At 60.9% G+C, this 15,469-nt stretch carries 16 protein-coding genes; 5 read left to right on the top strand and 11 right to left on the bottom strand.

The genetic code is table 11. The annotated features are described in order from the left end of the window. The first annotated feature begins 94 nt into the window (after positions 1–94). From modA to modC, 3 genes are all read left to right on the top strand, one after another. A complete protein-coding gene (gene modA, locus AC1D17_RS03115) occupies positions 95–889 on the top strand; it encodes a molybdate ABC transporter substrate-binding protein (RefSeq protein WP_477563971.1) in 795 nt (264 codons plus the stop codon). Positions 890–973: 84 nt separating this feature from the next. After that, on the top strand, positions 974–1,675 hold the full coding sequence (modB, locus tag AC1D17_RS03110) for a molybdate ABC transporter permease subunit (RefSeq protein WP_477563970.1): 702 nt from the start codon (positions 974–976) through the stop codon (positions 1,673–1,675). Next, positions 1,672–2,739 (top strand): molybdenum ABC transporter ATP-binding protein, encoded by a 1,068-nt coding sequence (gene modC, locus AC1D17_RS03105; RefSeq protein WP_477563969.1) that lies wholly within the window; start codon positions 1,672–1,674, stop codon positions 2,737–2,739. Before modB ends, modC begins: the two co-directional genes overlap by 4 nt. On the opposite strand, the gene AC1D17_RS03100 is transcribed toward modC, so the two are convergent. The 7 genes from AC1D17_RS03100 to AC1D17_RS03070 form a co-directional block, all read right to left on the bottom strand. Then, positions 2,714–3,109, bottom strand: coding sequence for a winged helix-turn-helix domain-containing protein (locus tag AC1D17_RS03100; protein WP_477563968.1), 396 nt, complete (start codon positions 3,107–3,109; stop codon positions 2,714–2,716). The two genes, modC and AC1D17_RS03100, sit on opposite strands and share 26 nt — an antisense overlap. Before the next feature lie 168 nt (positions 3,110–3,277). Beyond that, the gene (locus AC1D17_RS03095) at positions 3,278–4,345 is read right to left on the bottom strand and encodes an ABC transporter ATP-binding protein (protein WP_477563967.1); all 1,068 of its coding nucleotides are present in this window, start codon (positions 4,343–4,345) and stop codon (positions 3,278–3,280) included. Then, on the bottom strand, positions 4,342–5,169 hold the full coding sequence (locus AC1D17_RS03090) for a carbohydrate ABC transporter permease (protein ID WP_477563966.1): 828 nt from the start codon (positions 5,167–5,169) through the stop codon (positions 4,342–4,344). Before AC1D17_RS03090 ends, AC1D17_RS03095 begins: the two co-directional genes overlap by 4 nt. Then, positions 5,166–6,068 (bottom strand): carbohydrate ABC transporter permease, encoded by a 903-nt coding sequence (locus AC1D17_RS03085; protein ID WP_477563965.1) that lies wholly within the window; start codon positions 6,066–6,068, stop codon positions 5,166–5,168. Before AC1D17_RS03085 ends, AC1D17_RS03090 begins: the two co-directional genes overlap by 4 nt. A gap of 155 nt (positions 6,069–6,223) precedes the next feature. Further along, a complete protein-coding gene (locus AC1D17_RS03080; RefSeq protein WP_477563964.1) occupies positions 6,224–7,456 on the bottom strand; it encodes an ABC transporter substrate-binding protein in 1,233 nt (410 codons plus the stop codon). A 74-nt stretch (positions 7,457–7,530) separates the two neighbouring features. After that, positions 7,531–8,433 carry a sugar phosphate isomerase/epimerase family protein gene (locus tag AC1D17_RS03075; RefSeq protein ID WP_477563963.1) on the bottom strand — a complete coding sequence of 301 codons (903 nt, stop codon included), beginning with the start codon at positions 8,431–8,433 and terminating at the stop codon, positions 7,531–7,533. Positions 8,434–8,449: 16 nt separating this feature from the next. Then, on the bottom strand, positions 8,450–9,481 hold the full coding sequence (locus AC1D17_RS03070) for a Gfo/Idh/MocA family protein (protein ID WP_477564254.1): 1,032 nt from the start codon (positions 9,479–9,481) through the stop codon (positions 8,450–8,452). 130 nt (positions 9,482–9,611) lie between these two features. On the opposite strand from AC1D17_RS03070, the gene AC1D17_RS03065 reads away from it, so the two are divergent. Beyond that, complete coding sequence (locus AC1D17_RS03065; RefSeq protein WP_477563962.1) at positions 9,612–10,646, top strand: LacI family DNA-binding transcriptional regulator; 1,035 nt, start codon at positions 9,612–9,614, stop codon at positions 10,644–10,646. A gap of 107 nt (positions 10,647–10,753) precedes the next feature. Beyond that, positions 10,754–12,085, top strand: a complete 1,332-nt coding sequence (locus AC1D17_RS03060) for an NAD(P)/FAD-dependent oxidoreductase (RefSeq protein WP_477563961.1) — start codon at positions 10,754–10,756, stop codon at positions 12,083–12,085. Here the strand turns inward: AC1D17_RS03060 and dhaK are convergent, their stop codons facing one another. The 4 genes from dhaK to AC1D17_RS03040 form a co-directional block, all read right to left on the bottom strand. Then, entirely contained in the window at positions 12,086–13,081 is a 996-nt protein-coding gene (gene dhaK / locus AC1D17_RS03055; protein ID WP_477563960.1) for a dihydroxyacetone kinase subunit DhaK, read from the bottom strand. It lies immediately after the preceding gene. Positions 13,082–13,161: 80 nt separating this feature from the next. Further along, the gene (locus AC1D17_RS03050; RefSeq protein ID WP_477563959.1) at positions 13,162–13,572 is read right to left on the bottom strand and encodes a hypothetical protein; all 411 of its coding nucleotides are present in this window, start codon (positions 13,570–13,572) and stop codon (positions 13,162–13,164) included. 1 nt (position 13,573) lies between these two features. After that, positions 13,574–15,163, bottom strand: a complete 1,590-nt coding sequence (locus AC1D17_RS03045) for a phosphoenolpyruvate--protein phosphotransferase (protein WP_477563958.1) — start codon at positions 15,161–15,163, stop codon at positions 13,574–13,576. Beyond that, complete coding sequence (locus tag AC1D17_RS03040) at positions 15,147–15,458, bottom strand: HPr family phosphocarrier protein (RefSeq protein ID WP_477564253.1); 312 nt, start codon at positions 15,456–15,458, stop codon at positions 15,147–15,149. The genes AC1D17_RS03045 and AC1D17_RS03040 overlap by 17 nt, the downstream gene beginning before the upstream one ends. Positions 15,459–15,469 lie beyond the last annotated feature (11 nt).

Here is a 15,469-nt window from a genome sequence, read left to right as displayed (position 1 = left end):
ATGAGTTTCAATATATTTTGGATAATATAACGCTGGTCAATCGAATTATACCGTTATATCTAAAGGAATATCTCGAAGCCAAATGGGGGACCGCATGCGCACTGAACGTCGAGCCTTGTTGAAAATTCTCGGAACTGCCGCCATCGCACTCTGGATCGGCGGCGCGCCGCTCTCCCAGCCTGCGGCCGCGGCCGAAAAGGTCACGGTCTTTGCCGCGGCAAGCCTCAAGAATGCGCTCGATGCCGTCAATGCCGAATGGCAGAAGCAAGCGGGCAAGGAAACCACCGTGTCCTATGCGGCAAGCTCGGCACTGGCCAAGCAGATCGAATCCGGTGCACCGGCCGACGTCTTCATCTCCGCTGACCTCGCCTGGATGGACTATGTTGCCGAAAAGAAGCTGATCAAGAACGATACCCGGGCCAACCTGCTCGGCAACCGCATCGTGCTTGTGACCGGCAAGAAGGATGCAGCTCCCGTCGATATCAAGCAGGGGCTTGATCTCAAGACACTGCTCGGCGACGAAAAACTCGCCATGGGCGCCGTCGATTCCGTTCCTGCCGGCAAATACGGCAAGGCCGCGCTTGAAAAGCTCGGCATCTGGTCTTCGGTTGAAAAGAATGTCGCCGGCGCCGAAAATGTCCGTGCCGCCCTTCTTTTGGTCTCCAAGGGTGAGGCCCCCTACGGCATCGTCTACCAGACGGACGCCGCCGCCGACAAAGGCGTGACGGTTGCCGGTATCTTCCCGGAGGACAGCCATCCGCCGATTGTCTACCCGATCGCGATCACCGCCGACAGCAAGAACCCGGACGCAACAGCCTATGTCGACTTCGTCAAGTCGGCCAAGGCAGCCGCCCTGTTCGAAGCCCAGGGCTTTACCATCCTTAAATAGACTGCCTCAAATAAGACGATAGGCGCTCTATCCGCGAATGATTCGAGCGCCTATCGTCTGACCGTCGGGGACGGAGCATACACATTGGACTGGTTGGTATTAAGCGATGCGGAATGGACGGCGATCCGCCTCAGCCTGCGCGTATCCTTCGTCGCCATGCTCGTCAGCCTGCCGTTCGCCATCGCCATCGCCATGGTTCTGGCGCGCGGCCGTTTCTGGGGAAAATCCATTGTGAACGGCGTGGTTCACCTGCCCCTGGTTCTGCCGCCCGTTGTCACCGGCTTCCTCCTTCTGGTCCTGTTCGGCAAACGCGGCCCGGTCGGCGCGTTTCTCGCCGAATATACCGGCATCGTCTTCTCGTTCCGCTGGACCGGCGCCGCCCTTGCCTGCGCCGTGATGGCTTTCCCGCTGATGGTGCGCAGCATTCGCCTGTCGATCGAAGCCGTGGACCGCCGGCTGGAACAAGCCGCCTCAACGCTGGGGGCGGGGCCGGTCTGGGTGTTCCTCACCGTCACACTGCCGCTTGTATTGCCGGGCGTCATCGCCGGCATGATTCTCGCTTTTGCCAAGGCGATGGGCGAGTTCGGCGCGACCATCACCTTTGTCTCCAACATTCCCGGCGAAACCCAGACATTGTCCTCGGCTATCTATACCTTTACGCAGGTTCCCGGTGGCGATGCCGGTGCGTTTCGCCTGACCGTCATCTCCATCGTCATTTCGATGGCTGCCCTGATGGTTTCGGAGGTTCTCGCAAACCTAGCGGCGAAGAAGGTTGATGCGGCATGAGCCTTGAGGTCGATATCCGCCATCGCCTGGGCGCTTTTTCGATCGATGCGGCATTCTCTGCAAACAAGGGCGTGACGGCCCTGTTCGGCCGCTCGGGATCCGGCAAGACCTCGCTGATCAATATCATCGCCGGACTGATGCGGCCGCAAAGTGGCCGGCTCGCATTCAACGGCGACGTTCTGTTCGAAGGCGACAACCGGGTTTTCGTACCCGCGCATCGACGCCGTTTCGGCTATGTCTTTCAGGAGGCACGCCTCTTCCCGCATCTCAGTGTGCGGCACAATCTCGGCTATGGCCGGTGGTTCGCCCGGCACAGCCAGGACGGAGCGGATTTCAACCGGATCGTCGATCTGCTCGGCGTCAAAGCATTGCTTGACCGCGCGCCCTCAAACCTTTCCGGCGGAGAAAAGCAGCGCGTCGCCATCGGCCGGGCACTGTTGTCCAATCCGCGGCTGCTGTTGATGGACGAGCCCATGGCCGCACTCGACGAGGAGCGCAAGGCGGAAATCCTGCCGTATCTGGAGCGGCTGCGCGATGAGGCGGACATTCCGATCATCTATGTCAGCCACTCGGTCGCCGAAGTCGCCCGGCTGGCGACAAAGGTCATCATCCTGGAAAACGGCCGCGTCAGCGCATCGGGGGACGCAGCAACCATCCTCAGCCAGCCCTCTTCGACCATCAGCCGCCGCGAGGCCGGCGCCGTGATCGACGGCATCGTCGAAGAAACCGGTGCCGAGCATCAAATCACCCTTGTGCGGGCCGGAACGGCCGCAATCCGCGTGCCGCACCTTGATGCCGCCATCGGCAAGGGCGTGCGGATGCAGATTGCCGCGCGCGACGTTATGCTGGCGACCAGCCGGCCGGAGGGATTGAGCGCGCTCAATATTCTGCCGGCGACGATCATCGAGATCGGCGAAGCGGCGCAAGGCATGGTGGATGTCCGGCTCGATTGCGGCGGCGTGACGATCGTTTCGCGCATAACGATCCTGTCGCGCGACATGCTCGGACTGCATGCCGGCAAATCGGTTCACGCCATCGTCAAGAGTGTGGCTCTGGATCTCTGACCGGCGCTGCGCTGGAATTCAGATTGTCCTGTAGCCAGGCCAGTTCGGATGCCAGCGCAATGTGGGTCTTTTCCTCCATCGCATGGAATTGACGGATCAGCTCCTCGCCGAACGGTGTTAAGACCGCGCCGCCGCCCTGCTTGCCGCCGCGCTGCGATTCGACCGCATCCTGCCTGAACATGCCGTTGAGTGCACTCACCAGCAGCCAGGCTCGCCGATAGGACATGTCCATCGCGCGGCCCGCCGCAGAGATCGATCCGGTCTCGCGGATATGTTCAAGCAATGCGATCTTGCCCCGACCCAGCCGCTCGGCATGGGGGAAATCGACCCGCAAAACGGGATGAAGACCATTGGATTCTGTCTGTGTCATGCGGTTTAGGGCGCCGTGGCTTGATCGCTAAAGACTATCGCGCCCGCCTGCCGATGTATAGCGGCGCCTTGGACGCCGCCCCATCAAGCCACCGGATAATCCTGTTCTCCGGCCAGGAGAAGCGCGGCCGCGTTCAGATGGCGGCCGTTCTCAAGTGCCTCACCAGCATCATACCCTCAACCCGGTCTCGCCATCGAACACATGCACGTCGGCGGGGCGGATCGATACGTCGATGACATCACCGGTCCTGACCGCCCTGCGCGAGGTTTCGACGATCGTCACCTCCGCAGCAGTCGATGTGGTGATATAGGTCGCCGAGCCGGTGCTCTCGACGATGCCGACCGGCAGGCGGAAGACACCCTGTCCCGGTTCGACGAAGTGCAGGTGCTCGGGCCGCAAACCCGCCGTCACCTTGCGGCCGGGCTGCAATTGCCGGTCGAGAACGATTGTCTGCTTTTCACCGACATCAACCGCTAGAGTACGGCCGTCTTCGCCGACCACCGCCGGCACGAAATTCATCGCCGGCGAGCCGATGAAGCCGGCAACGAACTTGTTGGCCGGCCGGTCGTAAAGCTCCAGCGGCGCCCCCTGCTGCTCGATGACACCATCCTTCATCACCACGACATGATCCGCCATGGTCATAGCCTCGATCTGGTCATGCGTCACGTAGACGGAGGTCGCGCCGAGCCGGTCGTGCAGGGTGCGGATTTCCTTGCGCATATGAACGCGCAGCGCCGCATCGAGATTGGACAGCGGCTCGTCGAACAGGAACGCCTTGGGGTGGCGGATGATCGCCCGGCTCATGGCCACGCGCTGACGCTGGCCGCCGGAAAGTTCGCGCGGATATCGCCCGAGAAGCTGCGAAAGCCCGGTCGTGGCCGCCACCTCTGCCGCAGCCTTTCTGGCTTCGGCTTTCGCAACACCGCGGATACGCAGGCTGTAGGTCAGGTTCTGCTCCACCGTCATATGCGGATAGAGCGCGTAGGACTGGAACACCATGGCGATGTCGCGTTTGCGCGGCGGCACGTTGTTCATCAGCTCGCCGGCAATCTTCAGGTCACCCGTCGAGATGCTTTCGAGCCCGGCCAGCGAGCGCAACAGCGTGGACTTGCCGCAGCCGGACGGCCCGACGAGCGCGACGAAGCTGCCCTTCTCGATGCTGAGTTCGATGTTTTTCAGCGCATGGAAAGCGCCGTAGTATTTGTTGACGCCCGAGAGCTCGATCTGTTTGGTCATTTGATGGCTCCCGAAGTAAGGCCGGAGACGATGCGCCGCTGCAGCAGCACGAAGATGGCGAGAATGGGGGTCACGTAGATCGTGGCATAGGCCATGATGTTGTTCCATTCATTGGTGTTGGGCCCCATGAACGAGTTGAGGCCAACGCTGGCGGGCTGCAGTTCCACTGCCTGGATGATCGACTTCGAGTAGACGAATTCGCCGAAGGCCTGCATGAAGATCAGAATGGCGCTGACGAGAATGCCGTTGCGGGCAAGCGGCAAAACGATGTTGAAGAAGGCGCCGACCCGCGAATTGCCATCGACCAATGCCGCCTCCTCCAGCTCCTGCGGGACGGCCATGAAAGTGGCGCGCACCAGAACGACGAAGAACGGCATGCTCTTGGCGGCAATAGCGATGATCACCGCCAAACGCGGATAGCTCAGCATGCCGAGCTGCGAGAAGCCGACGAAGATCGGCGTGATCATCAGCGATGCAGGCAGGACCTGCAGCATCAGGATCAGGAACAGCCCGACATCGACCCAGACATTGCGATAGCGCGCCAGCACATAGGCACAGCCGACGCCGAGCACCGTGATGAGGGTGACTGAACCCAACGCTATGACCAGCGAGTTCCACAGATAGCGGCCCATGCCGCGGCTTTCCCAAACAAAGGCATAGGTGGCCCATTGCGGCTCAGACGGCCAGAAACTCGGTGGCGTCGCAAACATCTCCGAGCCGCTCTTCAAGGCGGTGATGTACATCCAGTAGAGCGGAAACAGATAGATCGCCGCCATGACGAGGGCGATCGCCAGCATCAGGCGGTTGCGGCTGGTATCGCTCATCCGCGCACCTCATGACGTGTGGAGCGGACATAGACGATCGAGGCGAACATCACGAAGACGATCATGATGACGGAGATCGTTGCGCCCTTGGCGAAGTCATATTGCCGGAAGGACAGGTCCCAGGCCCAATATTGCGTAACGTTGGACGAATTGTTCGGCCCGCCTGACGTGATCGCGGCAAAGAGGTCGAATTGCTGCAGGGTGAAGATCAAGCCGAGCGAAATGATGGCGCCAATGGTCGAGCGCATCATCGGCAGCGTGATCGTCCAGAACCGCTGCCAGGCATTGGCGCCGTCGAGTTCGGCTGCCTCATAGAGATCGCCGGGAATGCTCGCCAGGCCGACAGACAGGAGGATCATGTTGAAGGCGGTTCCCAGCCAGACATTGGCCATGATGACGGCATAGAGCGAATAGTTCGGATCGGAGCGCCAGAAGATATTGCCGCTGATGATGCCGGTTTCCCGAAGAATGAAATTCAGCACGCCGAAATCGCCCGACAGGATCCAGTTCCAGATGGCGCCGACGACCAGGCCGGGCATGACCCAGGAGACGAGAAACAGGCCGCGCAGCCACGAGGCGCCTGGAAAATTCACCCAGAAGAACAGCGCCAACCCGAAGCCGATCAGGAACTGCCCGGCAATCGAACCGGAGACGAAGATCGCAGTGTTGCCAAGGATCGGCCATGTCTCCGGCTGGGCGAACAGATCGGTGTAGTTCTTGAAGCCTACAAAGGGACGCAGGAACGTGCCGAGACTGAACATGTCAACCTCCTGAAAACTCATCAGGACGTTGTAGAGCAGCGGCAGCCCTGCCATCAGGAACAGAAAGCCGAGCGGGAAGGCGACCAGCACGATATCGAAACCGCTGCCATCCCTGACGCTGGAAAGGAGCCTCTTCATGGGGCCTCCGATGCTCCGAACGGGGCTGCCTGACGCATTCGCGCGGGAGACAACCCCTTCCGGGAGGAAAAGTTGGATGGCAGGAGCCATCCGGTGAAACCCCTTCTCCCCAGCGGGGAGAAGAAGGAGACCGCGGCTTGCTTATCCCGATGAGATCAGCCCAGGACAGCCTTGATCTTTTCAGCTGCCTGATCAAGCGCATCCTTCGGGCTTGCCTGACCGGTCAAGGCGGCCTGAATGGCATCCTGGATCGCCTTGGAGATCTTCGGCCATTCCGGATGCGGGCCGCGGGGCTTTGCGTATTTCAGCTGTTCGAGGAACACCTTAAGGGCCGCGTCCTTGAGCGCCTGGCCGGTCTCAGGGATCGAGATGTCGGAGCGGGCCGGAAGCTGGCCGTAGTTCTTGAACATCTTGTCATCCTGCGAGGCGAAGAATTCGAGCGCCTTGAAGGCCTCTGCCGGATGTTTGGACGAAGCGAAAATCGCCCAGTTGAAGTCGCCCATGGCCGAGGAGCGTTCGGCGCCTTCCTTCGGAACCGGCAGCAGCGTCACGCCCCAGTCGAACTTCGCCTCCTGCGTCATGCGGTCGAGTTCCCACGGACCGGAAATTGCCATGGCGGCATTGCCGGAGTTGAACGTGCCGGTCGAATCCCACTGGCCACGGGTCAGCGTATCGGGCGAGGCAAGCTTCTCGTCCATGATCGTCTTCCAGACCGTAAGCGCCTTCACGGCACCTTCGGAATTGATGTTCTCGTAGCTGCCGCCGCCCATCTGCGCCCAGGGCAGGAACTGGAACGTGCCTTCTTCATTGGCCTTGGCCGAGAAGGCGAGACCATAGACGTTGGCAGCCGGATCGGTCAGCTTGCGCGCATCCTCGACCAGTTCGTCCCAGGTTTGCGGCGGCTTGTTGGGGTCGAGCCCCTTCGCCTTGAACATGTCCTTGTTGTAGTAGAGCGCGATCGTGTTCGTCGCCTTCGGCATGCCGTAATATTTGCCGTCCCATTCGACCGATTTCAACGGACCGGGGAAATAGTTCTCCGGCTTGATCACGGTCGACTTCGAAATCATGTCCGTGAGATCGAGGAAGGCGCCGCGCGACGAAAACAGCGCATGTTCCGGATTGTCGATGGCGATGATATCCGGCGCCTGGCCGGTCGAGTAGGCTCGCATCGCTTCGCTCACCACATCGTCGAACTGGATCTGGCGATACTCGATCTGGATGCCATTGTTGAGTTTGTTGAACTCGGCCACCAGATTTGGCGTCGGCTGTTCGGGCCGGTCAAGCGACCAAATGGTCAATTTCACGTCTTCGGCCTTCGCGGAAAGACCGAACATCGATACGCCTGCAAGCGCCAGCGCACCGATGACTGCATATTTGCGGATACCCATAGTTTCCTCCTGTTGGTTACCCATTTTGGCCGTCATCCTCCATGCCGGCCTTCTTCAGTCCATTTCAGTCCCAATCAGTCGGGATCAACGACAAATTCGCCGCCCCGGCAAGCCTTCAGATAATTGAGGCCATGCACCTGCCCGGTCATCTCAAGCGCGTCGCGATAGACCGGATCATGCCAGCCTTCGATGTCGATGGACCCGGACCAGCCGGCAAGACGCAGTTCGGAAATCACATCCGTCCAGTTGGTATCGCCAAAGCCCGGCGTGCGCATGAAGACGAACTTTTCCTTGCCGAAAATGCCGTGCTCACGAATGACGTCCCAACGGATCGTCGCGTCCTTGCCATGCACGTGGAAAATCTTGCTTGCCCATTTGCGGATCTGTGGCAGCGGGTCGATGAGGTAGACCATCTGGTGGCAGGGTTCCCATTCGAGCCCGATATTGTCATCCGGCGTCTCATTGAAGATCAGCTCCCAGGCATCCGGATTATGGGCGATGTTCCAGTCGCCGGTTGCCCAGTTGCCATCCATGGCGCAATTCTCGAAGGCGATTTTCACGCCTTTATCCGCCGCACGCTTGGCAAGCTCGCTCCAGACTTCCTTGTAGCGCGGCAGGCTGTCGGTGAGCGGCTTGTTGCGGATGCGGCCGGTAAAGCCCGCAACGCAGCTGGCGCCGAAATGATGCGCATTGTCGATGCAGTCCTTCCAGCCCTGCAGCGTATCGCGGTCGATGTCGGAGGTTTCCAGCGGGTTGCCGAACATGCCGAGCGTCGAAATGGTGATGTCGCGGTCGCCGATCGCCTCGACACAGCGCTTGCCGAGCTCGGCAAGGTTCTGGCCGTTGGTCGTCTGCCAGAAGAAGGGCTCGAAACTTTCAAAGCCCATGTCTGCGACCTTACCGATACGCTCCGCCGCCTTACCTGGGGATGCGCTGATCATGGTGCCGATGCGGATGGCTTTTGCCGGATTGCTCATCAAACTGTCCTGTTCTTCATAGGGTCACGCGCTGCCTGGTGCGAGCGCTTTCGATCGCCGCGAACACCATGGCAAGGCTGTTGATATTGTCGTTTCCGACCGTTTCCGGCTGAACACCGGTTTTGATGGCTGCGAGGAAATCGGCAATGACACTGGCATGACCGTGGGTCTGTGCTTCGTCGGCCGGTTGAGGCATGTCGATGGCCCCGATAGGACGGAGGAAACCTTCCGAACCCGCGACCACACCTGTCTTGAAATCGTCCGCACCATCCCAGAGCAAGGTGCCCTTGGTTCCGATGATCCGCCACTGGCTTTCCCAGCTGGTATTGGCTCCTTCGGCGCACCAGGAGCCGCGATAGGTGAAGGTCACATCGCCGGAAAATTCGAAGATCGCGTTGGCGGCTGCACCATGCGCATACCAGGAACCGCGCGGATTGCTTTCATGGCAATAAACCGCCACCGGCACCTTGTTGGCTACGAAACGGGCAGCATCGAATGTGTGGATCGCCATATCGAGCAGCAGCACATTGTCCATTTCTTCCCGGAAGCCGCCAAAATGCGCGCCGATGAAAAAATCGCAGTGGATTGCCGTCAACTCGCCCAACGCACCGCTTTCGACCAAACGGCGGATGCGGCGGATGCCGGAAATGAACCGGCGGTTCTGGACGATGGCGTGGACCTTTCCGGCAGCTTGCGCCTGAGTGATCAGCGAACGGCCGGCCTCGATCGACGCCGCCATTGGTTTTTCGCTCAGCACGTGGCAGCCATGCGCCAACGCGGTTGAGACCACGTCATGACGGGCCGATGGAATGACGACGTCGAAGACGACGTCAGCCGATGTTTTTGCAACGACATCGCCGAGATCGGAACCGATGAGCGCATCGGCCAATCCGAACTCGTCGGCCAGCGATTTCGCTGCCGCCGGATTGACGTCAACGAGCCCGACGACCGTGACCGCCGATCGAATTTCAGGGGTATCCGCGATCGCCTTGAGCCAGCCTTTGGCCATGGCTCCGCACCCGCACAAAACTGCACGCAAAATGGAAATCTCCTCCTTAAATCTACGGTTTTCGCTCCTTTTCGATCACCGTAAACGTTTACGGTACTATGATCGATTTTTGAAACGTGTCAAGAGATGGACATCGGGAAACCGAAATCACACCATGGAAGCGGCTGGAATGACGGGCATACGCAGACTTGCGCAACATCTGGATATTTCCATCGGGACCGTTTCGCGGGCCCTGAACGGGCGGCCCGATGTCAACGAGGAAACGCGCCGGAAGGTCCTCGAAGCCGCCGCCGAACTCGGCTACGTGCCCAACCAGTCCGGCCGTAGCCTGCGCCAGGGCACCACCAATATTATCGGCTTCATGATGCAGACCGGCACAGAGATCACCGGCCAGGGCGATACGTTCTTCATGAGCGTCTTCGACGGCGTGCAGACGGTGTTTGCCCGTCATCATCTCGATCTGGTCGCCCTGCTCTGCTCATCCGAAGAAGACCCCGACGACTATCTCCGCCGCGTCGTTGCCCGCGGCTTTGCGGACGGTCTCATTCTGTCGGCAACGCAGCGGCACGATGCGCGTTTCGAGTTTCTAGCCAAGCGCAAGATTCCCTTTGTCACGCTCGGGCGCAGCCTGACGGACGTCGGCCAGCCATGGCTCGATCTGGATTTCGAAGGCATGGCGCAGACCTCGATCGACCGGCTGGTGGCGAAAGGTCATCGCCGGATTGCCGTGACAAGGCCGCATGACGACATCAATCTTGGCCATCTCTTCGTCGATCAAAGTGCCAAGGCGCTTGCGGCGCACGGATTGACGCTCGATCCCGATCTCATCTTCAGTTCGAAGCCGAACGAGGCAGGTGGTTACCATGTCGCCCAGCAACTGCTGGCCAAGAAGGACCGGCCAACCGCGATCCTGCTGGTCAACGAGACGATTGCCATTGGTTTTTATCGTGGCCTTAGCGAAGCCGGCCTCAAACCCGGCCGCGATATTGCCGTCATCGGGCGCCAGAGCCCGCAATCACATTTCCTGTCGCCAAGCCTGACCGGCTTCACGCTGTCGCGGCGCGATCTGGGCATCGCACTCGCGGAAGCATTGCTCGCCACCATGCCGGCCTTCAGCCATTTCTATCCGGACGCGGATCTTCGAAAAATCTGGCCGGAAGACCTTGTCGAAGGCGAGAGCGACGCCTTTTCCCTACCTGCCTGACTGTACGCACATGGCTCCGGTGCCCCAGCCAGTCTTGGCGACTTGAACAACGGCAATATACCGTGCACATCGGACATGTGTTTCTTTGACATTCGGAACCATCGTCTATGCCCGGCCCCACCCTCGACCACACGGAAACCGACCACGCCATCCCGCAAAAAGCCGACGTCGTCATCATCGGCGGCGGCATCATCGGGGTGAGCACGGCGCTTTTCCTTGCCGAACGCGGCGTCGATGTCGTGCTCTGCGAAAAGGGTGTTCTCGGCGGCGAACAGTCCAGCCGCAATTGGGGCTGGGTCCGGGTCATGGGCCGCGACCGGCGCGAAATTCCGCTGGCGATCGAGGCCTTGAAAATCTGGGACGGGCTGGACGCGCGCGTTGCCGGCCAGACCGGGTTTCACCGCTCGGGGATTGTCTATATCTCCGAGAACGAAACGGATATCGCCAACCGCGACGCCTGGCTGAAACTGGCTCAGGCGCACGGGCTCGACACGCGCCAGATCGGACCCGAAGAGACGGCTGCCGTGATGCTGGACGCCGGACAGCGATACAGGGGGGCGCTCTACACGCCAAGCGACGGCCGCGCCGAACCGCAAAAGGCGGTGCCGGCGATTGCGATGGGCGCACGCCGGGCGGGCGCCCGCATCCTGACAGGCTGCGCCGTGCGCGGTATCGAGAAAAGCGCCGGCCGGATCAGCGCCATCATCACCGAAAAGGGCCGTATCGAGACCTCCGCTGTCGTGCTTGCCGGCGGCGCATGGTCGCGTCTGTTCTGCAAGGGGCTCGATATCCGGCTGCCGCAATTGAAAGTGCGCAACTCGGTTTTGCGAACCAGCGCGGTGAACCGAGGTCCCGACGGCGCAGGCGCCACCGCGACCTATGCCTACCGAAAACGGCTGGACGGTGGCTACACCATCGCCAATGGCGGCATCAACATGCATGCGCTGGTGCCGGATAGTTTTGCCTTCTTCCGCGATTTCCAACCCGCAAGGAAAGCCGAGGGAGACTCGGTGCAGCTCGGTCTCAGCGCCCGAAGCTGGCAGGAACTGTTCGAAATCTCCGCCGTGCCCCTTGATCGCCCCGGCGCATTCGAACGGCATCGGATTCTCGATCCTGTTCCGGATGGCAAAGCCGCCTTGAACGCGTTGCGGGCGGCCACGGAAGCACTGCCGGTGCTGCGCGATGCGAAAGTGGAGCAGATCTGGGCGGGCCTGATCGATGTCACGCCGGACGCGGTCCCGGTCATTTCCACCCTCGACAGCCTTCCCGGCCTGGTTATTGCGACCGGGTTTTCGGGCCACGGCTTCGGCATCGGTCCGGGCGCCGGCCATCTCGCTGCCGATCTGGCGATGGGAACCACGCCGATCGTCGATCCCAGGCCCTTCCGGTTCAGCCGCTTTTCGGATGGCACACCGATCGAAATCGCACCGCCGGTCTGATTACCAGCGCAAGGACGCCGTCAAAACCGGCGCGTCCCATAGACGGGTCAGGCGCTCGTCCAGTTGAGTGACGGTAATGGAAATGCCGGCCATATCGAGCGATGTGACATAGGTGCCGACAAGGCTGCGGGCTATGACGACGCCGCGCTCCTCGAGAAAGGCACGCGCCAAGCCGAAGACGAGATAGAGTTCCGACAGCGGCGTTCCGCCGAGACCGTTGACGAACAGCAGCACCGGTTGCCCGTCAAGCGAGCCGAAGTCATCGAGAATGTGCCCACAGATCAGTGCGACAATCGATGAAGCATCCGTCACCTTGTCCCGCGAACGGCCCGGTTCCCCGTGGATGCCGATACCGACCTCCATCTCATCCGGGCCAAGCAGGAATGTCTCGCGCGTCGTCTGCGGCACCGTCGTGCCCTTCAACGCAACCCCCATCGTCCGGGTTGCGGCAACGACGGCATCTCCCAGAAGCTTCAATTCCTCCAACGGAGCCCCGGCCTGCGCGGCCGCTCCGGCAATTTTCTCGACGACGAGCGTGCCTGCCACCCCGCGCCGGCCCGTCCCTCTTGCGGAGCGTTCCACGGCGATATCGTCATTGACGATGATGGTCTCGATGCGATGCCTTCCGCCCGATATCGCCATCTCGGCGGCCATCTCGAAGTTCATGACGTCGCCGTCGTAGTTCTTGACGATCAACAACGTTCCAGCGCCATTGTCCGTTTCGCGGATGGCAGCCAGGATCTGATCGGGTGTCGGCGAGGTAAAGACGTAGCCCGTGCACGCGGCATCCAGCATGCCGTGCCCGACGAAGCCGGTGTGCATCGGCTCGTGGCCGGCACCGCCGCCGGAAATGATCGCGACCTTTCCCGGGCTCAGCTCCCGGCGCCGGACGTATTTTTGCTCCGCGCCGAACATGGCGATATCGCCATGCGCCGCAACAAAACCCTCCAGACTGTCCTGCGCCAGCGTCCCGGCGCTGTTCATGAATTTCTTCATCTCCGGCTCCCGGCGGCAATCGTATCCGAGCGGGACGAATTTTCCAGTGCCGTGGGAAACGGGTTGGTGACGGAGTCCATTCAGTCTGCCTCCCCGGAAAGAAGCACGACCTTCTGAATGAAATCCTGGATCGCCTCGTCGAGCAGCCGGTTCTTTTTCTCGTCGCCGAAATCGGCGACCATGACCGTCAGCTGCCGCAGGCCTCCGGCATTGCCCAGATCGGGCAGCTTGCCCGGATGCGCCAGCTGATAGGCTTGCAGGAAACGGTCCTGCTCTGCCTTGCTGACGTGGCAGACCTGAAAAATCGTCGCCAGATGCCGGGCGGGCAACGGCGTCGCATATCCGGGACTGGTAATCTGCGTGACAAAACTGCGGTGTTTGCCAAGAGCCACCGCAAGCCTTTGCCGCGTGCCGGATGGCCGGTTGTCGATTATCGAGGCAAGGATTGCCTTATAGGCCACAATGGCATCTTCATTTGCATCGCGTGCCATGTCAGCCGCCCATCCCTGCCTGCGCAAGCATCGTCTTTACGGCTGCAAGCTGCGAAGGGGCAACGGAAATCTGCCTAATACCACTGGCGATCAGCGATGGAAGGTGCTCCGGTTGACCAGCCAGGTCACCGCAGATGCCGATCGGTTTACCCATGCCCTGCGCAACGGCCACTGTTTGCGCAATCAACCGCAGCAGGGCGGGAGCGGTCTGCCGATGGAGATCGGCAACCTGTGAATTGTCGCGTGCAGCCGCACTCAGATATTGCGCCAGATCGTTGGTTCCAAGCGAAAAGAAGTCGGCCTGTTCGAACGTATCGAGCATGATCGCCGCTGCCGGCACCTCCACCATCATGCCGATAGCAGGCATGCCGATTGCGATATGCCTTTGGGCAAGAGCGGCTGCCTCCTCCTCAAACAGGCGCCTGGTATCCTCGACCTCACTGGCGACGGTGACCATCGGCAGCAAGACCTTGATCGTCCCGAACGCTCCAGCGCGCAAAAGCGCCCTCGCCTGAATTTTCAGCATGACCGGCATGGACAAAAGCAGGCGAATACCACGCTGGCCGAGAAAGGGATTGCGCTCCCCGACACCGAAACCACCAAGCGGCTTGTCCCCGCCGAGGTCGAAAAGACGGACGGTAACCGGCCGGCCGGCCGCCCATTTCACCGTCTCGCAATAGAGCTGGAATTGCTTTTCCTCGTTGGCGAGGTCTGCGGCCGACGAAATCAGAAACTCGGTCCGCAAAAGGCCGATACCGTCGCAAGCGCCGGCATCGAGACTGCGGATATCGGCGATGCCGCTGATATTGACCAGAAGCTCGACAGCTCCGGCGGACACTGCCCCGGAGACTGCAGGTTCAACGACGGGCGCAATTTCGGCCGCCGCTTTAGCGCGCCCCGACAGAGCTGCAATGTCCGCATTGTTCGGATGCACGACAACAAGGCCGCTGTCCCCATCGACCAGAACCGGCGTTGCGGACTCGACAGAAAAACTGCCGATGCCCACGGCCATCGGCACGCCTCTGGCACGCGCGAGCAGCGCCACGTGGCTGGCAGTGCTTCCCGCTTCAAGGGCAATTCCGCCGCCATCCGTCCAGTCATGCGCGAGAAATAGGCTGGGCGCCATGTCCCGGCCGATGAAGATCGACCCCGCCGGGAAATCAGCGGCGGGTATGCCTTCGAGCGCGCGAAGCACGCGGTCGCGGATATCGATCATATCGGCGGCCCGGGCCCTTATGTCCTCGTCCTCCGACTGCTCGAACCCGGCAATGTACTCCTCCAGTGCCGCAACCCAGGCAAAGGCGGCGTTCTGTCCCTTGCCGATCTGCTCGGCAGCCATTTCGCCGATCACCGGATCGCGCAGCATTTCGATCTGGAATTCAAGGATATCGGCACTATCCGGATCGGTTGCCGCCATCAGGGTCTCAAGTGCCGCGACGGATCCGGCAATCGCCCGGTCGAGGTTTTCGAACTCCAGCGATGGCGAAGCCCGGCCCCCGTGAGGGCTAAGCGGTTCTTCCGCCACATGGGCAGGCCCGGTCGCATGACCGCAGCCATTGCCCTGCCCTTGTAGCCTAAGCGCCCCGGACATGCGGTCTTTCCTCGGCAAAATCATTGACGAACAAGGCTTCAAGGACCGCAATCGCCTCCTCGGCCCTTAGACCATGGGCCCTGATCTTGAGCGTCGATCCCTGGCGGATGCGCGCACCCATCACCTTGACGATGCTTTTCGCATTCAGCCACAGCCCGGACCGGTTGACCTCGATTTCGATGGTGCAGGGAAATGACTTTGCCAGCCGGGTGAAAACCACCGACGGGCGGGCATGCAGGCCGACGCCATGGGTGATCAACAGCTCGACGGATGCATTGCCATCAACCGAACTCATTGCCCCAAAAA

The sequence above is a fragment of the Pararhizobium sp. P1_E7 genome, assembly GCF_056405855.1.
This window is presented reverse-complemented; position numbering and strand designations above follow the sequence as displayed.

Bases quoted from the DNA above. Each gene is read 5' to 3' on its own strand.
- modA (WP_477563971.1), top strand. From the start codon at position 95: ATGCGCACTGAACGTCGAGCCTTGTTGAAAATTCTCGGAACTGCCGCC.
- modC (WP_477563969.1), top strand. From the start codon at position 1,672: ATGAGCCTTGAGGTCGATATCCGCCATCGCCTGGGCGCTTTTTCGATC.
- AC1D17_RS03100 (WP_477563968.1), bottom strand. From the start codon at position 3,109: ATGACACAGACAGAATCCAATGGTCTTCATCCCGTTTTGCGGGTCGAT.
- AC1D17_RS03095 (WP_477563967.1), bottom strand. From the start codon at position 4,345: ATGACCAAACAGATCGAGCTCTCGGGCGTCAACAAATACTACGGCGCT.
- AC1D17_RS03090 (WP_477563966.1), bottom strand. From the start codon at position 5,169: ATGAGCGATACCAGCCGCAACCGCCTGATGCTGGCGATCGCCCTCGTC.
- AC1D17_RS03085 (WP_477563965.1), bottom strand. From the start codon at position 6,068: ATGAAGAGGCTCCTTTCCAGCGTCAGGGATGGCAGCGGTTTCGATATC.
- AC1D17_RS03080 (WP_477563964.1), bottom strand. From the start codon at position 7,456: ATGGGTATCCGCAAATATGCAGTCATCGGTGCGCTGGCGCTTGCAGGC.
- AC1D17_RS03075 (WP_477563963.1), bottom strand. From the start codon at position 8,433: ATGAGCAATCCGGCAAAAGCCATCCGCATCGGCACCATGATCAGCGCA.
- AC1D17_RS03065 (WP_477563962.1), top strand. From the start codon at position 9,612: ATGACGGGCATACGCAGACTTGCGCAACATCTGGATATTTCCATCGGG.
- AC1D17_RS03060 (WP_477563961.1), top strand. From the start codon at position 10,754: ATGCCCGGCCCCACCCTCGACCACACGGAAACCGACCACGCCATCCCG.
- dhaK (WP_477563960.1), bottom strand. From the start codon at position 13,081: ATGAAGAAATTCATGAACAGCGCCGGGACGCTGGCGCAGGACAGTCTG.
- AC1D17_RS03050 (WP_477563959.1), bottom strand. From the start codon at position 13,572: ATGGCACGCGATGCAAATGAAGATGCCATTGTGGCCTATAAGGCAATC.
- AC1D17_RS03045 (WP_477563958.1), bottom strand. From the start codon at position 15,163: ATGTCCGGGGCGCTTAGGCTACAAGGGCAGGGCAATGGCTGCGGTCAT.
- AC1D17_RS03040 (WP_477564253.1), bottom strand. From the start codon at position 15,458: ATGAGTTCGGTTGATGGCAATGCATCCGTCGAGCTGTTGATCACCCAT.